We start from the raw sequence: 14,925 nt of genomic DNA on the forward strand, positions 1-14,925 counted from the left end.
GTGCTTGATCCGCAGGATTTGTACACCTGGGAGCCCAAGGGCCTTGCCGTCGTCGACATGGCACTCGCCCAGGAGTCGGCCGGACTGGTCATGCTGTACCACTTCGACGGATACATCGACGCCGGGGAGACCGGCGACCAGATCGTCGACCAGGTGCTCGATTCGCTGCCCCACCAGGTCGTCGCCCGTTTCGACCACGATCGGCTCGTGGACTACCGGGCCCGCCGGCCGCTGCTGACCTTCAAGCGGGACACCTGGACGGACTACGAGGAACCCACCATCGAGGTGCGCCTCGTCCAGGACGCCACCGGGGCGCCCTTCCTGTTCCTGTCCGGCCCCGAGCCGGACGTGGAGTGGGAGCGCTTCGCCGCGGCCGTGGGACAGATCGTGGAGCGTCTGGGCGTCCGCCTGGCGGTGAGCTTCCACGGCATTCCCATGGGCGTCCCGCACACCCGGCCGGTCGGCATCACCCCGCACGGCAACCGGACCGACCTCGTGCCGGGCCATCGCAGCCCCTTCGAGGAGGCGCAGGTCCCCGGCAGCGCGGAGGCACTCGTCGAGTACCGGCTCGCGCAGGCCGGGCACGACGTGCTCGGCGTCGCCGCGCACGTCCCGCACTACGTCGCCCGCTCCGCGTACCCGGACGCGGCGCTGACCGTCCTGGAGGCGATCACCGCGGCGACCGGCCTGGTCCTGCCGGGCATCGCGCACTCCCTGCGCACGGACGCCCACCGCACCCAGACGGAGATCGACCGGCAGATCCAGGAGGGCGACGAGGAGCTCATCGCCCTCGTCCAGGGCCTCGAGCACCAGTACGACGCGGCCGCCGGTGCCGAGACCCGGGGCAACATGCTCGCCGAACCCGTCGAGATCCCCTCCGCCGACGAGATCGGCCGCGAGTTCGAACGGTTCCTCGCCGAGCGGGAGGGCGACGGCTGACGCCGTGACCGGCACCCTCTAAGCTTCCGCTCATGCTGAGGGTTGGCCTGACCGGCGGGATCGGCGCCGGCAAGAGCGAGGTGTCACGGCTCCTCGTCGAGCACGGTGCCGTACTGATCGACGCCGACAGGATCGCGCGCGAGGTCGTCGCCCCCGGAACACCGGGGCTCGCCGCGGTCGTGGCGGCGTTCGGCGAGGACGTCCTGGCCGAGGACGGCAGCCTGGACCGGCCGAGACTCGGCTCGATCGTGTTCGCCGACCCCGAGAAGCTGGCCGTCCTGAACGGCATCGTGCACCCCCTGGTCCGCGAGCGCTCCAGTGCTCTGGAGGAGGCCGCCGCCGAGGACGCCGTCGTCGTTCACGACGTCCCCCTGCTCACCGAGAACGGCCTGGCGCCGCTGTACGACCTCGTGGTCGTCGTGGACGCCGCCCCCGCCACCCAGCTCGACCGGCTGGTGCGGCTGCGCGGCATGGCCGAGCAGGACGCACGGGCCCGCATGGCCGCCCAGGCGACACGCGAGCAGCGCCGGGAGATCGCGGACGTGATCGTCGACAACGACGTACCGCTGGAGGAGCTGCGGCGGCGCGTCGGGGAGGTCTGGGACGAACTCGTGAGCGGGGCGCACACGGAATAGCGGGTCCGGCGCGTGCGTTGATCCCTTCCAGCGAGGGAAGGACTCAGCCGTGCCCGAGACAAGCGGTCCGACCGGACGTACTCCGGAGACGGATGTCATCGACTTCCGTGCCGCCGAGCAACTGCTCGCGGCGCGTGATCCGCGCGGCGCGGTGAAACTGCTCGACGGTGTCATCGGCGCCCACCCCGAGAACACGGCCGCCCGGCTGCTGCGCGCGCGTGCCTTCTTCGCGGCGGCGCAACTGCGTCCGGCCGAGCTGGAGTTCACCATCGTCCTGGAGCGCGAGCCGGACAACGCGTTCGCGCACTTCGCCCTCGCCCGCACCTTCGAGCGCCGGGGCTGCCCCGGCCAGGCCCGGCGCCATTTCCGGCTGGCGGCGGCCCTGGACCCCAACCCGGAGTACCTGCAGCAGGCGCGCTTCGACGCCTGACGGCGGCCGGCCGACTTCTGACGGTCGGCTTCTGACGGTCGGCTCCTGAGGTCAGTGCCTCGGTGGCAGGTACGGCGGGATGTTCCGGCCCGGCTGGTAGTGCGGGCCCTGGCGGAGGTGCCGGAGGATCATCGTCAGATCGGCCGTGACGACGAGCCACAGCACCCCGCAGGCGACCGCCCAGCCGAAGTGCCCGGTGAGCGCGAAGACGGCGGTGCCGAAGATCGCCCAGACCAGCCCCCACAGGCTCAGCCAGAACCGCGCCCGCAGGGCACTGCGCGCGGTGGCCGGTTCACTGCCCGTACGCATCGGTTCACCACTCCTGTATCGAACGTACTGCGGCGCGCGCCGAGGGGGAAACGAGGCGCATCCACGGACCGACCGCACCGCGGGACGGCGCGTGTTCACTCGGTCGGGTGAACCGAGGGTGAGGGGGAACGGGTGTGCGGGGGCGGGCCGTTGGACGGATATGGAACTGAGCATGCGAGAGGGACACCAGGGGACGGGACCCGGGGCCATCACCCCGGACGGCTGCGCGGTCGAGCTCTATTCGCGGCTGCCGGTCGGAGCCGAGCCGGACATCGTCGCCGCCGCCGTGCCCGGGGGTGCGCGGATACTGGAGCTGGGCAGCGGGGTGGGGCGGATGACGCACCCCCTGCTGGAGCGGGGGTTCGGGGTCACCGCGGTGGACGAGTCCGCCGAGATGCTGGAGCGCGTGCGCGGAGCACGCACGATATGCAGCCCGATCGAGGACCTCGCCCTCGGCGAGCGCTTCGACGCCGTGATGCTGGCGTCGTTCCTCGTGCACGCCGGGGACGTCGAGGTGCGGCGGAGCCTGCTGCGCACCTGCGCCCGGCACGTGGCGGAGGACGGCTGTGTACTGATCCAGCGGGAGGGGCCGGACTACCACACGAATCTGCCGCGTGAGCGGGTGGACCCCAGCGGCTTCACCATCCGGATCCTGTCGGCGGACCCGGTGGGTGACGGCGTCAACTCGGTCCGGGCGGAGTACGAGTTCCCGGACGCGGTCTGGACCCAGACCTTCCGGGCCCGGCCGCTGACCACGGAGCAGTTCGAGGAGGCACTGGGGGAGGCGGGACTCGCGGTGGACCGGTATCTCACCGACGACGGGACATGGGTCAGGGCCGTGCCCGTGCGGCAGGGGGAGGGGTAGGGGCAAGGGCAGACTCGGGGGCCCGGCAAGGGCGAAGGCGAGCCGGGGCCCGATCCGGCGATGAGTTCCGGGACGGCCGGCGGTCTGTAACCCGACAGCAGCACGGACCGCTCGCTCAGGAGATCGCCATGTCCGAAACCACCGCTTCCCCCGCCCCCGCCACAGCCACCCTCGCCCCCACCGCCGCCGTCCCGGCCCGCCCGCGCGGCCTCCGGGTCACCCTGCGCGTCGTGCAGGTGCTCCTCGCGTTGTTCTTCGCCTTCGCGAGCGCCCTGCCCAAGCTGATCGCGCACTCCTCGGCGGCCGACACCTTCGCCGAGATGGGCTGGGGCGACGCGGGCATGTACGCGATCGGTGTCCTTGAGCTGACGGGAGCGGTCGCCCTGCTCGTCCCGGTGCTGCAGTCGGTGGCGGCGACGGCGCTGAGCGCGCTGATGGTGGGTGCGTTCGTCGTCCAGCTCACCTACTTCGACGGTGCGAACGCGGCGACACCGCTGATCCTGATGGTGCCGCTCCTGATCGTCGCCCGGGTCCGCCGCGGGCACAACGAGGAGCTGCGCCGACTGCTGCGCGCCCGGGTCCGACGCGGCTGACCACCGGGCCGGACCCGTGCACGGACGCTCAGGGCCCGGTCTCCGCGTCCCTCCGGGACCTGCTCAGGCCCTCCAGTCCGCGCAGCCGGTCCATCTCTCGGCGGTCGCGCTTGGTGGGACGGCCGGCGCCGCGGTCGCGGATGCCGGCCGGGGCGACGGCCTCGCGGGGCGGGGGCGGCGGCGAGTTGTCGACGTAGCACTGGACGGCGACCGGGGCACCGACGCGCTTGCGGATCAGCCGTTTCACGACGACGACCCGTTCCCGGCCCTCCTGCCGCAGGCGTACCTCGTCGCCGACGCGGAGCGAGTACGCGGGCTTCACCCGCTCGCCGTTCACCCGGACATGCCCGCCGCGGCAGGCGGTCGCGCCCAGGGAACGGGTCTTGATCAGGCGGACGGCCCAGATCCAGCTGTCCACGCGGACGCTCTCGCCGCTCTGCGGCCCGGCCGCCTGGGCGGCGGCGATCGCCGCCGTCGTCGTCGGGTCCGGGGTCCCGGCCGCGGCAGCGGCGCCGTCATGCGGTGCGGCCACCGGGCCGCTCCCGCCTTCGTCATGCTCGGAAGCCATGGTTCGACCCTAACCGCCCGGCGCGGCGCGGCGGGCCGCAATTTCGGCGGCCGGCGAACGCCCCCACGGACGGGGGCCACCCAGGGCTCACGCGGCCCACTCGTGCCGGAGTGGGTCTTACGGTGGATGCATGGACACCGGCGGCCTTTCCGTACTCGACCAGCGCATCGTGGGATGCCGGGCCTGCCCGCGGCTGGTCGAGTGGCGGGAAGAGGTGGCCCGTACCAAACGGGCCGCCTTCGCCGACTGGACCTACTGGGGCCGGCCCGTGCCCGGCTTCGGCCCGCCGGACGCGCGGCTGCTGATCGTCGGCCTGGCGCCCGCGGCCCACGGCGGCAATCGCACCGGCCGGATGTTCACCGGCGACCGCTCCGGCGACGTGCTGTACCGGGCGCTGTACGACGTGGGCCTCGCCTCGCAGCCCACCGTGGTCCGCGTGGACGACGGCCTGGAACTGTACGGCGTGCGCGTCACCTCGCCCGTGCACTGCGCCCCGCCCGCGAACAGGCCCACCCCCGCCGAACGGGACACCTGCCGTTCCTGGCTCGTCCAGGAGCTGGGGCTGCTGCGGCCGACACTGCGGGCCGTGCTCGTCCTCGGGGCCTTCGGCTGGCAGGCGGCGCTGCCCGCGTTCGCCGGGGCGGGCTGGACCGTACCCCGCCCCCGTCCCGCCTTCGCCCACGGCGCGCAGGTGACCCTGGACGCCGCCGACGGGCCGGGCCTGCACCTCTTCGGCTGCTTCCACGTCAGCCAGCGCAACACCTTCACCGGCCGGCTCACCCCCGAGATGCTGCGCGACGTGCTGCGCACGGCGGCGGACACGGCGGGGCTGCCCACCCGGTGAGGCCCGCCCCGCAAAAGGGGATGATCGCCCAGGGCGGCCGCCGGTACGGTGCTCCGATGGGCCTGTATCAGGAGATCGAACCGTACGACCACGGCATGCTCGACGTCGGGGACGGCAACCAGGTGTACTGGGAGACCTGCGGGAACCCGCACGGCAAGCCCGCGGTGGTGCTGCACGGCGGGCCCGGCAGCCGCGCGAGTCCGGGGCACCGGCGCTACTTCGACCCCGCCGCCTACCGGATCGTCCTCCTCGACCAGCGCGGCGCCGGGCGTTCGCTGCCCCGCGCGAGCGCCCCCGACACGGACATGAGCGTCAACACGACCGCCCACCTCATGGCGGACCTGGAGCGGCTGCGGGCCCACCTGGGCATCGATCGCTGGCTGGTGTGGGGCGTCTCCTGGGGCTCGGTCCTGGGCCTGCGGTACGCGCAGACGCACCCCGGCGTGGTGACCGAGCTGGTGCTGACCGGCGTCGCCACCGGTTCCAACGCCGAAGTGGCCCTCCTGACGCGAGGCTTGGGGAAGATCTTTCCCGAGGCCCACGAGCGGTTCCTCGCCGAACTGCCTCCGGACGCCCGCGACGGGAACCTGGCCGCCGCCTACAACCGGCTGCTGGAGTCCCCGGACCCGGCGGTCCGCGAACGGGCCGCGCGTGCCTGGACCGACTGGGAGACGGCGGCCGTCCCCGCACCGCCCCGCTCGGTCGCCCGCTACGAGGACCCGGACTTCCGCATGGGCTTCGCCCGTACCGTCACGCACTACTGGGGCAACGACCACTTCCTCGGCGACGGCAACGACGAGGGCGTGGTCCTCGGGGACGCGCACCTGCTGAAGGGCATCCCCGGCACCCTGGTCCAGGGCAGCCTCGACTTCGGCAACCTCCTCGGCATCGTCTGGCGGCTCCACCACGCCTGGCCGGGCAGCGAGCTGGTGATCGTGGACGAGGCCGGACACGACGCCGGGGCGACCGGCGACGAGGCCCTGCTGGCGGCGACGGACAAGTACGCCCACCGCGACACCGCGGATTGACGCCCCTTGGGGCCGCCACTCGTAGCGCCGTCCGACTCCCGGCTTACGGGCGGCCGCTCTCCGGCACGACCGCGGTCGCGGTGATCTCCACCAGCTGACCCGGATAGCCGAGGCAGCTCACCCCGAGCAGCGTCGAGGAGTGCGGACCGGTGCTGAGCCCGGACGCCTCGACCACGTCCCAGACGGCGGACAGCGCGGCGGTCTCGGCGCTCACCACGTACACATCGGTCGACAGCACGTGCTCCAGCCCGCTCCCGACGGCACGCAGTTGCTCGGTGAGGTTCGCGAGCACCTGCTGGGCCTGACGGACCGGATCGCCCTCGCCGACCAGTTTCCCCTCCGCGTCGAGCGGAACGGAGCCGGCGAGTAACGCGAGCCTGGTCCCGGCCTCGACGACGGAGGCGTGGGAGTAGACGGGCGGCGGGAAGAGGCCGGGCACGGTGACGCGCTGGATCATGTGGACTCCTGGGACGACGGGCGGGAAGAAGGGGGAAGACGGGGGAAAGGCGGGGAAAGGCGGGCGGGTAACCTCCCGATCGTCCGTTCTCCGGCCGCGCGGCGCACCCGAATTTCGCTCGCGGCCCGCACGCCGGCCGCCTAGGCTCCCCGGCGTCGGCCCGTCCCGCCCCGCAACGTCAGGAGCCCCCACCCGTGCCCACGCCCACCCTCACGGACCAGGCCTTCCTCGACACCACGGCCGACCGGCTCGCCGCCCTGCCCGCGGTCCGCGCGGTCACCCTCGGCGGCTCCCGGGCCCAGGGCACGCACGGACCGGACAGCGACTGGGACCTGGCCGTCTACTACCGGGGTGCCTTCGACCCGGCGGACCTGCGCGCCGTCGGCTGGCCCGGAGAGGTCTCCGAGCTCGGCGCCTGGGGCGGCGGAGTCTTCAACGGGGGCGCCTGGCTGACGATCGACGAGCGCCGGGTCGACGTGCACTACCGCGACCTCGACGTGGTGGAGCACGAGATGACGGAGGCGGAGGCGGGCCGCTTCGGCGTCGAGCCGCTGATGTTCCATCTGGCGGGCATCCCGACCTACCTCGTGGTCGCCGAGCTGGCGATCAACAAGGTGCTGCGCGGAGACCCGCCCCGCCCCGCCGCCTACCCGGAGGCCCTGCGCACCACCGCGCCCGAACGCTGGTACGGCACGGCCTCCGCCACCCTCGCCTACGCCCAGGCCGGCCACGCCCCCAAGGGAGCCCTCACCCAGGTCGCCGGCGCGCTCGCCCTCGCCACGACCCAGACGGCCCACGCGGTGCTGGCGGCACGGGGGGAGTGGGTGACGAACGAGAAGGGGCTGGTCGAGCGGGCCGGGCTGGACGGGATGGACGTGCTGCTCGCCGGTCTGACGCCGGAGCCGCGGGCTCTGGACGAGGCGGTGACACAGGCCGGAACCCTGCTGCGGGAGGCTCTGGAGGCCGCCCGCTCCTGAGTGCCCCGCCCCGCACCACAGTGCTCCGCATCGCAGTGCTCGGTGCGCAGTGCTCCGGGGCGCGGGGCAGCCGTCATCGCCCCGAAACAAGCCCGTTTCCGTGCCTTTGAAAACCCGTCGTACGCTTGACAGCGCACCGCCCAGCCCGGCCACCGTCGCCCGAAGGCTCACCACCGCCTCGCCCGGACGACAGGAGCCCCGCACCCCGTGTTCCGCACCGCCGCCCACGCGCTCCCGCCCTGGCTCGGCCACGCCCTGAACGCCCAGCGCGGTCCCGTGCCCTGGAACGCGGTGGTCCGCGGCGCGCTGGCCGGCGGGCCGCTGCTGACCGCCGCCCTGGTCGCCGGGCGGGCCTCCCTCGGCGTCGTCGCCGCGATCGCCGCCATGCTGGCCGGCATCAACGACCGGCCGGGCAGTCGCCGTACCTCCGTACGGCGGATCGGCGTACCCGCGCTCGCGGGGGCGCTCGGGCTGCTGGTCGGGACGTACGCCGGGCAGCACCTCGGGGCCGTGGCGCTGACCCTGGTGCTGACCGGGCTCGGACTGGCCGCCGGGTGCGTCAGCGCCGTCGGGCCCGTGGCGTCCGGGACGGGGACGCAGCTGCTGGTCACCGCGGCCGTGGGTGCCGGGATGCCGCTGCCCGACCCCGGGTGGCGGAGCGTCCTCGCCTTCCTCGCCGGTGCCGGATGGCTGCTCCTGCTGCGGCTGGTCCTGCCCACACCCACCTCCGTCACCGGCGACCTCCGCCTCGGCTTCCGCCTCGACGGGGAGCGGGCTGCCGTCGCCGACGTCTACGAGGCCGTCGCCGCGCTCCTCGACGCGGTCGGCACGGAGCACGCCGTGGCCCGCCGGGCCGCGCTCACCGCCGCCCTCGACCACGCGCAGGACGCGCTCGCCGGACCCCGGCTGCGGCGCCGCGCCGCCACCGCCGCCGAACGCCGGCTGCACGCCCAGTACGCCGCCGCGCTGCCCCTCGGCGAGGCCGCGACCGCACTCGCCTGGGCGGAGCGGACGGTGCCCGCGCGGGCCGCCGAAGGCCCCCGGCGGCTCGCGGCGGCCGTCCACGGCAACACCCACGCCGGGCCGCTGCCCGCCCCCAGCCGGACCGATCCCGCCCTGCGCGCCCTGGACGACGCGCTGCTGCACGCGGCGCAGGCCTTCGACCGAGGCAGGGGCCCCGACCTGCACGTCCGCAGGCGGTCGCCCCGCTCCGTGGTGCGCGCCGTGCTCGGCCCGGGCGGGCGGGAGTACGGGCTGCGGGTCGGGCTGTGCTTCGGCGCCAGTGCCGCCGTCGCGCAGGCGTTGCACCACGGTCACTGGTACGGCTCCCACCAGCACTGGTACTGGCTGCCCGCCACCGCCGTCTTCCTCGTCAAGCCCGACCTCGGTCCGCTCGTGTCCCGGGTGCTGAGCCGGGCGGCCGGGACGGTGTTCGGGGCGCTGCTGTTCGCCGGGTTCGCGGCCGTGCTGCCCCGGCCCGAGGGCCTGGTCGTCCTGGTCGCGGTCTGCGGTGCCCTGGTGCCGGTCGCCGCACGGCACTTCGCCGCCCAGACCACCGTCGTCACCGTTCTCGTCCTCGCCCTGATCATGGTCGGCGGCGAACCGCAGGCCTCCGCCGGCCGCATCGGGGAGACGCTGCTGGCCTGCGCGATCGTGCTGGTGGCCGGGCACCTGCCGATGCCGGGGCAGCGGGGCGCCGGCATCCGGGCGGGCATCGACGCCGCCGACGCGGCCGCGCACGCGTACCTCACGCACGTACTGAGCGAGTCCGACGACCGCGCCGCCCGGTGGACGCTGCGCCGGGAGGCCTACCGCACGCTCGCCGAGGCCCGCGCCGCCATCGCCCGTGCCGCCGCCGAACTGCCCGCCCTCGCCCGGCACTCCGAGGGCACCGACGAGGTCGCGGCGGTCCTCGAACGGCTCGTCGACACCACCACCGCCTGCGCCGTGCACCTCGACGACACCGGGCGGCTCACACCCCGCCACACCGAACGGCTTGCAGCGCTGCGGGACGAACTCGCCGAGCGGCGCGGACGCGTGGGACGGCCCCGTACGTTGGCGTGATGACGCCTCCCTCACCCGAGCCCTCCGAATCCGCCGAGCCTGCCGGGCCCGCCGAACCCGCCGGGCCCGCCGATCTCGTCATCACCGGCTGCACCGTCCTCGTGCACGACGGGCACGAACGGATCGGATTCGAGCAGGACGCCGCCGTCGTCGTACGCGGCGGAGTCATCGACTCCGTGACCACCGCCGCGGCAGGGGCCGCGGTGCCCGCCGCCGACCGCATCGACGCACGGGGTCAGGTCGCCCTCCCCGGGCTGATCAACTGCCACACGCACACGCCCATGGTCGCCCTGCGCGGACTCGCCGAGGACCTGCCCACGGAGGAATGGTTCAACGACGTCGTCTGGCCCGTCGAGTCCAACCTCACGGTCCGGGACGTGATCCTCGGCGCCCGGCTGGCCTGCGCCGAGATGATCCGCGCGGGCGTCACGGCCTTCGCGGACAGCTACTTCCACATGGACGCCGTGGCCGCGGTCGTCGACCGGTGCGGGATGCGGGCACAGCTCGGGCAGGCGTACTTCTCCTCGCAGGGGCCCGAGGGTCTGGCGGCGTCGCTGGAGTTCGCACTGCGCCGCCGCGACTCCGCCGACGGCCGGATCACCACGGCCCTCGCCCCGCACGCCCCCTACACGGTGGTCGACGCCGACCTCGCCGCGACCGCGGAACTCGCCCGCGACCACGGACTGCCCGTGCACCTGCACGCCGCCGAGAACCGCGACCAGACCGACACGAGCCTCGCCCGGCACGGGGTCACCCCCATCGGGGTCCTGGAACGCACCGGAGTCCTCGACACCGACGTGCTCATCGCCCACGGCACCGGCATCACCGAGGACGACCTGCCGCTCCTCGCGCGCGCGGGCGGTCGTACGGCGGTGGCGACGGCGCCCCGCGGCTACCTCAAGTTCGGCTGGCCCGGCACCACACCGGTGCGCGCGCTGCGTGACATCGGCGTCCCCGTGGGGCTGGCCACGGACGGTGCCGCGTCCAACAACTCCCTGGACGTGTGGGAGTCGATGGCGCTCACGTCCCTGATCCAGAAGTCCGCCGAGGGCGACCCGCGCTGGCTGACCTCCCGCCAGGCCCTCCACCACGCCACCGTGCAGAGCGCCCGGGCCGTCGGGCTCGGGGACGCCGTGGGACGCATCGCACCGGGGCGGCGGGCGGACCTGATCCTCGTCGACCTCACCGGACCGCACACCCAGCCCGTGCACGACCTCGCCGCCACCCTGGTGCACAGCGCGCGCTCCGCCGACGTGCGCACGACGATCGTCGACGGGCGCGTCCTCATGCGGGACCGCGAGCTGCTCACCGTGGACGTGTCCGAGGTGGTCCGGGAACTGGGGGAGCGGCTGCCCGCCCTGACCGACCGCGGGCACGGCCGGCGCATCCAGGAGTACGACACCTGAAAGGCCTGGTCAGAGGCCTGTTCAGCGCCCCGTCGAAAAGAATCTTGCCGAGCAGCGATGAGTTCCGCTCCGTCCTTCGGTCACCACCCGGACGGCCCGACCGTGCCGTCGTACAGGAGGCTGGAGCATGTCGCTGCCCGAGATCGTCACCCGCGCGGACTGGCGCGCGGCGCGCGAGGCCTTACTGGCCAAGGAGAAGGCGGCCACCCGCGCGCGTGACGCCCTCAACGCCGAACGGCGCGGGCTGCCCATGGTGGAGGTCGACAAGGAGTACGTGTTCGAGGGCGGCGACGGAAAGGCCGACCTGCTCGACCTCTTCGAGGGCCGGGAGCAGCTCGTCGTCTATCACTTCATGTTCGCGCCCGAGTGGGACGCCGGCTGCCGCAGCTGCTCGGCGTTCCTGGACCAGATCGGGCACCTCGCGCACCTCAGGGCGCGCGGTACGTCCTTCGCGGCCGTCTCCCGGGCGCCGTATCCCAGGATCCTGCCGTTCAAGGCGCGGATGGGCTGGACCCTGCCCTGGTACTCGTCGTACGTCAGCGACTTCAACACCGACTTCGAGGCGACCCTGGAGCACGAGGGCGAGCTGGTCGAGCGGCCGGGGCTCAGCTGCTTCCTGCGGGACCGCGAGCGGGTCTTCCACACCTACTCGACGTACGAGCGCGGCCTCGACGGGCTCGGTTCCACCACCAGCCTGCTCGACCTGACCGCGCTCGGCCGGCGGGAGCCGTGGGAGAAGCCGGAGGGGCGCGCGTCGGCTCTCGGTGCGCCCGCGGGCAGCGGGAGAGTGCGTTATCACGACGAGTACGAGGACTGAGACGCTCGGTGGCGAAAACGGCCGGACGGCTGAGGCACCGCTCACCCTTTGCGGTGAACGGGTGTCAACTATGTCTCAGTACCATCACCACGCGAGGCGTCCGCTCCATGGTTGGCGTTTAACTCTACGAGTACAGCGCTACATGGAGGTGCGGAGTGAACGGGCGAACGGTGCTCGAACGCTTTCCCGCCGGCGGACCGCGGGGATCCTGGCCGGCGGAGGAGTTCGCACAGGCGCGGCGTCTGGAAGGTATGCCCGCCGAGGTCGTGATGGACCTCGCGACGGACATGTTCCTGGTCGTCGTGCGCCGCGACACCGCGGGTGACGCGGCGGCCTGACGCGCCGCCGCCCGGCTGCTACGCGCTCACCGCCCGCGACCAGGTGGGCGTCGTGTTCGTCAGCCGGCACAGGGCCAGGTACAGCGGGATCGGCGGCGTGTAGGGAACCGTGCCGTCCGAGCGGTGGATGAGGGCGGGCGGGCTGGTGGAGCCCGGTAGGACCGCACCGGTCGCGTAACGCGCGGGGGCGGGCCACTCCAGCGCGTAGTCGGAGTCGGACGGAACGATCCACCACCAGTGCGTCTCATCGGCGTAGACGCACCCCACGCGTGGCAGCCGGGGCAGCACCTGCTGGCCGAGGCGGGCGGGCACGGCCACCGCGTCGCAGCCCAGCGGTGCCGTCATACCGTCCGGCACGAGCAGTCTCCGAGGTGTTCCGGCGGTGTGCCGTCCGCGCTGGAGGCGGACCATCGTGTCCAGACCGAGCGGTCGGACGCCGGACGCGGCCCTCATAGCCATTCGGTCCCCGTTCCACGGAATGTTTCCCGGCCCTTGCGGCTCTCTGTGGTCCCCCGGGCCGCTGTGGTTCCCCAGGCTCCGCGCGGCCGGTGGTCTTCCCGGCGTCGGGACTCGGCCTCGCCCTCGTCTCCCGTGTCATCCGTGGGGGCGGGCTTCGGCCGGGCGCCCCAGCCCAGGTCGTTGTGGGGCTCCGCGGGGTCGCGCGGCTCGTCTGCCTTGCGCAGCAGCTCCGCCCAGACCAGCAGTCCGGGACCGTGCTCGTGGGCGCCCCAGGCCTCGCACAGGGCGTCGACGAGGATCAGGCCCCTGCCGTGCTCGTCCTCGGGCTGCTGATCGGCCGAGGGGTGGGGCTGGCCCGGGGCGCAGCCCTCGTCGCGCACGGCTATGCGGACCAGGTCGTCGGCGTCGTGCAGCTCGCACACTATGTGTCTGCTCGCCGTGTGCACGATCGCGTTGGTCACCAGCTCGGAGACCACCAGGGCCGCGGTGTCGCAGGTGTCCTCGCACACTGCCCAGCCGCTCAGCCGGGCCCGTGTCAGGCGTCTGGCCTGTGAGGGAGAACCCGGATGAGCGGCCAGCTCGAAACGGAACCGGCGCTCGGCGGCGGCGGCTCCCGAAGCGCCGGCTCCCATGGCGGCACCGAGGCCCAGGGAGCCCGCGGCGGCGTCTGTTCCTAAGGGCGCGGACGGAATCACGCTTGCCACTATCGCCCCGCCGTGAACACTTGGCAAGTGTCACTCTGAAAAATGCAGAGTGCTGTGTGACGTTCTGGACGGCCGTGGCACACTGCTCGCAACAGCACGTCGAGCGGCGCCACTTCAGGTCGTCGAAGACCTCACCGGGTTTTCGAACAGATCTTCGAATGGCGCCGCCGGGCTGTCCGCACCAGGGCACGCCGGGCCTCGCCGAGGCTGTCCGTACAGGAAAACAGGGACGCAAGGACTCTGGGACGCAGGGAATCTTTCGGGACTCTTCAGGAGGTGGGCGGTGAGCGAGCCGCGGTCCGCGCCGACGGTCGGCCAGGTCGTACTCGGCCGGCGCCTGCTGGACCTGCGGGAACGGGCGGGACTCAAGCGCGAGGAAGCCGCCCGCATCCTGCGCGTCGCCCCCGCCACGGTCCGCCGCATGGAGATGGCCGAGGTCGCCCTCAAGATCCCGTACCTCCAGCTCCTGCTGAAGGCCTACGGCGTCGGCGACGAGGAGGCCGACGCGTTCGTCCAGCTGGCCGAGGACGCCAACAAACCGGGGTGGTGGCAGCGCTTCCACGACATCCTCCCGGGCTGGTTCTCGCTGTACGTCAGCCTGGAGGGCGCGGCCTCCCTGATCCGTGCCTACGAGCCCCACTTCGTCCCCGGGGTGCTGCAGACCGAGGACTACGCACGCGGTGTGCTGCGCTCGGGAGCCATCGGGCAGACCCGGCCCGACGACATCGAGCGCCACGTCGACCTGCGCATGCAACGCCAGGAACTGCTCACCCGTAAGGACGCACCCCGGCTGTGGGTCGTGATGGACGAAACCGCGCTGCGCCGCCCCGTCGGGGGGCCGGAGGTGATGCGTGCCCAGATCGACCGGCTGCTCGAGGCCACGAAGCTGCCCAACGTGACGCTGCAGATCGCTCCGTTCTCCAGCGGGCCGCACCCCGGCACGTACGGGCCCTTCGTGCTGTTCCGATTCGCCATGCCGGAACTGCCGGACATGGTCTACAGCGAGTACCTGACCGGCGCCGTCTATCTCGACGCGCGCGCAGAGGTGGCGACCCACCTCGAGGTCATGGACCGCATGGCGGCGCAGGCCGCCACGGCACATCGCACGAAGGAGATCCTCCGGGATCTCCGCAAGGAGCTGTGAATGAATCGCATCAAGCCCCAGCGCTCGCCACTCAACCGCGCCGAGCGGATCTACAACGGCATGCCCGCCCGTGACCTGGGCAGCGAGGGCTGGCACAAGCCGTGGAGCGGAGGCAATGGAGGCAACTGCCTGGAGGCCATGAAGCTCGCCGACGGCCGGATCGCGGTACGGCAGTCGACCGACCCGGACGGGCCGGCGCTGATCTACACCTCCGCCGAGATGACGGCCTTCATCGAGGGAGCGAAGGCGGGAGAGGCGGACTTCCTTCTGTCCTGAGATGCACCCTTTTTTTGATTGTTGTTTTTAAGCTGTTTGGCACTGAGTTGATCACCCATCGCCCCGCGCGGA

19 protein-coding genes are annotated in these 14,925 nt (G+C 73.1%); 14 read left to right on the top strand and 5 right to left on the bottom strand.

What is annotated here, in order from left to right; translation table 11 throughout:
• The 3 genes from ACH4D3_RS34320 to ACH4D3_RS34330 are packed head-to-tail and all read left to right on the top strand — an operon-like array spanning position 1 to position 2,004.
• Positions 1 to 939: a PAC2 family protein gene (locus ACH4D3_RS34320; RefSeq protein WP_398330509.1), complete on the top strand. Its 939-nt coding sequence runs from the start codon at positions 1 to 3 to the stop codon at positions 937 to 939.
• A 32-nt stretch (positions 940 to 971) separates the two neighbouring features.
• Positions 972 to 1,574, top strand: coding sequence for a dephospho-CoA kinase (coaE, locus tag ACH4D3_RS34325; RefSeq protein WP_398330512.1), 603 nt, complete (start codon positions 972 to 974; stop codon positions 1,572 to 1,574).
• A 49-nt stretch (positions 1,575 to 1,623) separates the two neighbouring features.
• A complete protein-coding gene (locus ACH4D3_RS34330) occupies positions 1,624 to 2,004 on the top strand; it encodes a tetratricopeptide repeat protein (protein WP_398330515.1) in 381 nt (126 codons plus the stop codon).
• Positions 2,005 to 2,055: 51 nt separating this feature from the next.
• Here ACH4D3_RS34330 and ACH4D3_RS34335 read toward each other — a convergent pair whose 3' ends face one another.
• On the bottom strand, positions 2,056 to 2,313 hold the full coding sequence (locus ACH4D3_RS34335) for a DUF6343 family protein (RefSeq protein ID WP_398330517.1): 258 nt from the start codon (positions 2,311 to 2,313) through the stop codon (positions 2,056 to 2,058).
• Between the two features lie 172 nt (positions 2,314 to 2,485).
• On the opposite strand from ACH4D3_RS34335, the gene ACH4D3_RS34340 reads away from it, so the two are divergent.
• Both ACH4D3_RS34340 and ACH4D3_RS34345 read left to right on the top strand, forming a co-directional pair.
• Positions 2,486 to 3,178, top strand: coding sequence for a class I SAM-dependent methyltransferase (locus ACH4D3_RS34340; protein ID WP_398330520.1), 693 nt, complete (start codon positions 2,486 to 2,488; stop codon positions 3,176 to 3,178).
• Positions 3,179 to 3,306: 128 nt separating this feature from the next.
• Positions 3,307 to 3,771, top strand: a complete 465-nt coding sequence (locus ACH4D3_RS34345) for a DoxX family protein (protein WP_398330523.1) — start codon at positions 3,307 to 3,309, stop codon at positions 3,769 to 3,771.
• 28 nt (positions 3,772 to 3,799) lie between these two features.
• Here ACH4D3_RS34345 and ACH4D3_RS34350 read toward each other — a convergent pair whose 3' ends face one another.
• Positions 3,800 to 4,339, bottom strand: coding sequence for an RNA-binding S4 domain-containing protein (locus tag ACH4D3_RS34350; RefSeq protein ID WP_398330526.1), 540 nt, complete (start codon positions 4,337 to 4,339; stop codon positions 3,800 to 3,802).
• Between the two features lie 130 nt (positions 4,340 to 4,469).
• Here ACH4D3_RS34350 and ACH4D3_RS34355 point away from each other — a divergent pair, with 130 nt between their 5' ends.
• Both ACH4D3_RS34355 and pip read left to right on the top strand, forming a co-directional pair.
• On the top strand, positions 4,470 to 5,183 hold the full coding sequence (locus ACH4D3_RS34355) for a uracil-DNA glycosylase (protein ID WP_398330527.1): 714 nt from the start codon (positions 4,470 to 4,472) through the stop codon (positions 5,181 to 5,183).
• A gap of 56 nt (positions 5,184 to 5,239) precedes the next feature.
• Positions 5,240 to 6,211: a prolyl aminopeptidase gene (gene pip, locus ACH4D3_RS34360; protein ID WP_398330530.1), complete on the top strand. Its 972-nt coding sequence runs from the start codon at positions 5,240 to 5,242 to the stop codon at positions 6,209 to 6,211.
• Positions 6,212 to 6,254: 43 nt separating this feature from the next.
• Here pip and ACH4D3_RS34365 read toward each other — a convergent pair whose 3' ends face one another.
• The gene (locus tag ACH4D3_RS34365; RefSeq protein ID WP_398330532.1) at positions 6,255 to 6,668 is read right to left on the bottom strand and encodes a RidA family protein; all 414 of its coding nucleotides are present in this window, start codon (positions 6,666 to 6,668) and stop codon (positions 6,255 to 6,257) included.
• Between the two features lie 194 nt (positions 6,669 to 6,862).
• Here ACH4D3_RS34365 and ACH4D3_RS34370 point away from each other — a divergent pair, with 194 nt between their 5' ends.
• From ACH4D3_RS34370 to ACH4D3_RS34390, 5 genes are all read left to right on the top strand, one after another.
• Positions 6,863 to 7,645 (top strand): nucleotidyltransferase domain-containing protein, encoded by a 783-nt coding sequence (locus ACH4D3_RS34370; RefSeq protein WP_398330535.1) that lies wholly within the window; start codon positions 6,863 to 6,865, stop codon positions 7,643 to 7,645.
• A 207-nt stretch (positions 7,646 to 7,852) separates the two neighbouring features.
• Complete coding sequence (locus ACH4D3_RS34375) at positions 7,853 to 9,709, top strand: FUSC family protein (protein ID WP_398330538.1); 1,857 nt, start codon at positions 7,853 to 7,855, stop codon at positions 9,707 to 9,709.
• Positions 9,709 to 11,115 carry an amidohydrolase gene (locus tag ACH4D3_RS34380; protein ID WP_398330540.1) on the top strand — a complete coding sequence of 469 codons (1,407 nt, stop codon included), beginning with the start codon at positions 9,709 to 9,711 and terminating at the stop codon, positions 11,113 to 11,115. Before ACH4D3_RS34375 ends, ACH4D3_RS34380 begins: the two co-directional genes overlap by 1 nt.
• Before the next feature lie 127 nt (positions 11,116 to 11,242).
• A complete protein-coding gene (locus ACH4D3_RS34385) occupies positions 11,243 to 11,932 on the top strand; it encodes a DUF899 domain-containing protein (RefSeq protein WP_398330543.1) in 690 nt (229 codons plus the stop codon).
• 155 nt (positions 11,933 to 12,087) lie between these two features.
• Positions 12,088 to 12,270 carry a hypothetical protein gene (locus ACH4D3_RS34390; RefSeq protein ID WP_003976837.1) on the top strand — a complete coding sequence of 61 codons (183 nt, stop codon included), beginning with the start codon at positions 12,088 to 12,090 and terminating at the stop codon, positions 12,268 to 12,270.
• Positions 12,271 to 12,288: 18 nt separating this feature from the next.
• Here the strand turns inward: ACH4D3_RS34390 and ACH4D3_RS34395 are convergent, their stop codons facing one another.
• Both ACH4D3_RS34395 and ACH4D3_RS34400 read right to left on the bottom strand, forming a co-directional pair.
• Positions 12,289 to 12,723, bottom strand: coding sequence for a hypothetical protein (locus tag ACH4D3_RS34395; RefSeq protein WP_398330546.1), 435 nt, complete (start codon positions 12,721 to 12,723; stop codon positions 12,289 to 12,291).
• Complete coding sequence (locus ACH4D3_RS34400) at positions 12,720 to 13,433, bottom strand: ATP-binding protein (protein ID WP_398330549.1); 714 nt, start codon at positions 13,431 to 13,433, stop codon at positions 12,720 to 12,722. The genes ACH4D3_RS34395 and ACH4D3_RS34400 overlap by 4 nt, the downstream gene beginning before the upstream one ends.
• Before the next feature lie 283 nt (positions 13,434 to 13,716).
• Here ACH4D3_RS34400 and ACH4D3_RS34405 point away from each other — a divergent pair, with 283 nt between their 5' ends.
• Together ACH4D3_RS34405 and ACH4D3_RS34410 are read left to right on the top strand one after the other, a co-directional pair.
• Positions 13,717 to 14,577 (top strand): helix-turn-helix transcriptional regulator, encoded by an 861-nt coding sequence (locus ACH4D3_RS34405; protein ID WP_003976840.1) that lies wholly within the window; start codon positions 13,717 to 13,719, stop codon positions 14,575 to 14,577.
• Complete coding sequence (locus ACH4D3_RS34410) at positions 14,578 to 14,853, top strand: DUF397 domain-containing protein (RefSeq protein WP_003976841.1); 276 nt, start codon at positions 14,578 to 14,580, stop codon at positions 14,851 to 14,853.
• Positions 14,854 to 14,925: the final 72 nt, after the last annotated feature.

The sequence above is a fragment of the Streptomyces sp. NPDC018026 genome, from assembly GCF_044327745.1.
GTDB classification, from domain to species: Bacteria; Actinomycetota; Actinomycetes; order Streptomycetales; family Streptomycetaceae; genus Streptomyces; species Streptomyces rubrogriseus.

Coding starts and splice junctions, on each gene's coding strand:
- coaE (WP_398330512.1), top strand. CDS start 972: ATGCTGAGGGTTGGCCTGACCGGCGGGATCGGCGCCGGCAAGAGCGAG.
- ACH4D3_RS34335 (WP_398330517.1), bottom strand. CDS start 2,313: ATGCGTACGGGCAGTGAACCGGCCACCGCGCGCAGTGCCCTGCGGGCG.
- ACH4D3_RS34340 (WP_398330520.1), top strand. CDS start 2,486: ATGCGAGAGGGACACCAGGGGACGGGACCCGGGGCCATCACCCCGGAC.
- ACH4D3_RS34345 (WP_398330523.1), top strand. CDS start 3,307: ATGTCCGAAACCACCGCTTCCCCCGCCCCCGCCACAGCCACCCTCGCC.
- ACH4D3_RS34350 (WP_398330526.1), bottom strand. CDS start 4,339: ATGGCTTCCGAGCATGACGAAGGCGGGAGCGGCCCGGTGGCCGCACCG.
- ACH4D3_RS34355 (WP_398330527.1), top strand. CDS start 4,470: ATGGACACCGGCGGCCTTTCCGTACTCGACCAGCGCATCGTGGGATGC.
- pip (WP_398330530.1), top strand. CDS start 5,240: ATGGGCCTGTATCAGGAGATCGAACCGTACGACCACGGCATGCTCGAC.
- ACH4D3_RS34365 (WP_398330532.1), bottom strand. CDS start 6,668: ATGATCCAGCGCGTCACCGTGCCCGGCCTCTTCCCGCCGCCCGTCTAC.
- ACH4D3_RS34380 (WP_398330540.1), top strand. CDS start 9,709: ATGACGCCTCCCTCACCCGAGCCCTCCGAATCCGCCGAGCCTGCCGGG.
- ACH4D3_RS34385 (WP_398330543.1), top strand. CDS start 11,243: ATGTCGCTGCCCGAGATCGTCACCCGCGCGGACTGGCGCGCGGCGCGC.
- ACH4D3_RS34395 (WP_398330546.1), bottom strand. CDS start 12,723: ATGAGGGCCGCGTCCGGCGTCCGACCGCTCGGTCTGGACACGATGGTC.
- ACH4D3_RS34410 (WP_003976841.1), top strand. CDS start 14,578: ATGAATCGCATCAAGCCCCAGCGCTCGCCACTCAACCGCGCCGAGCGG.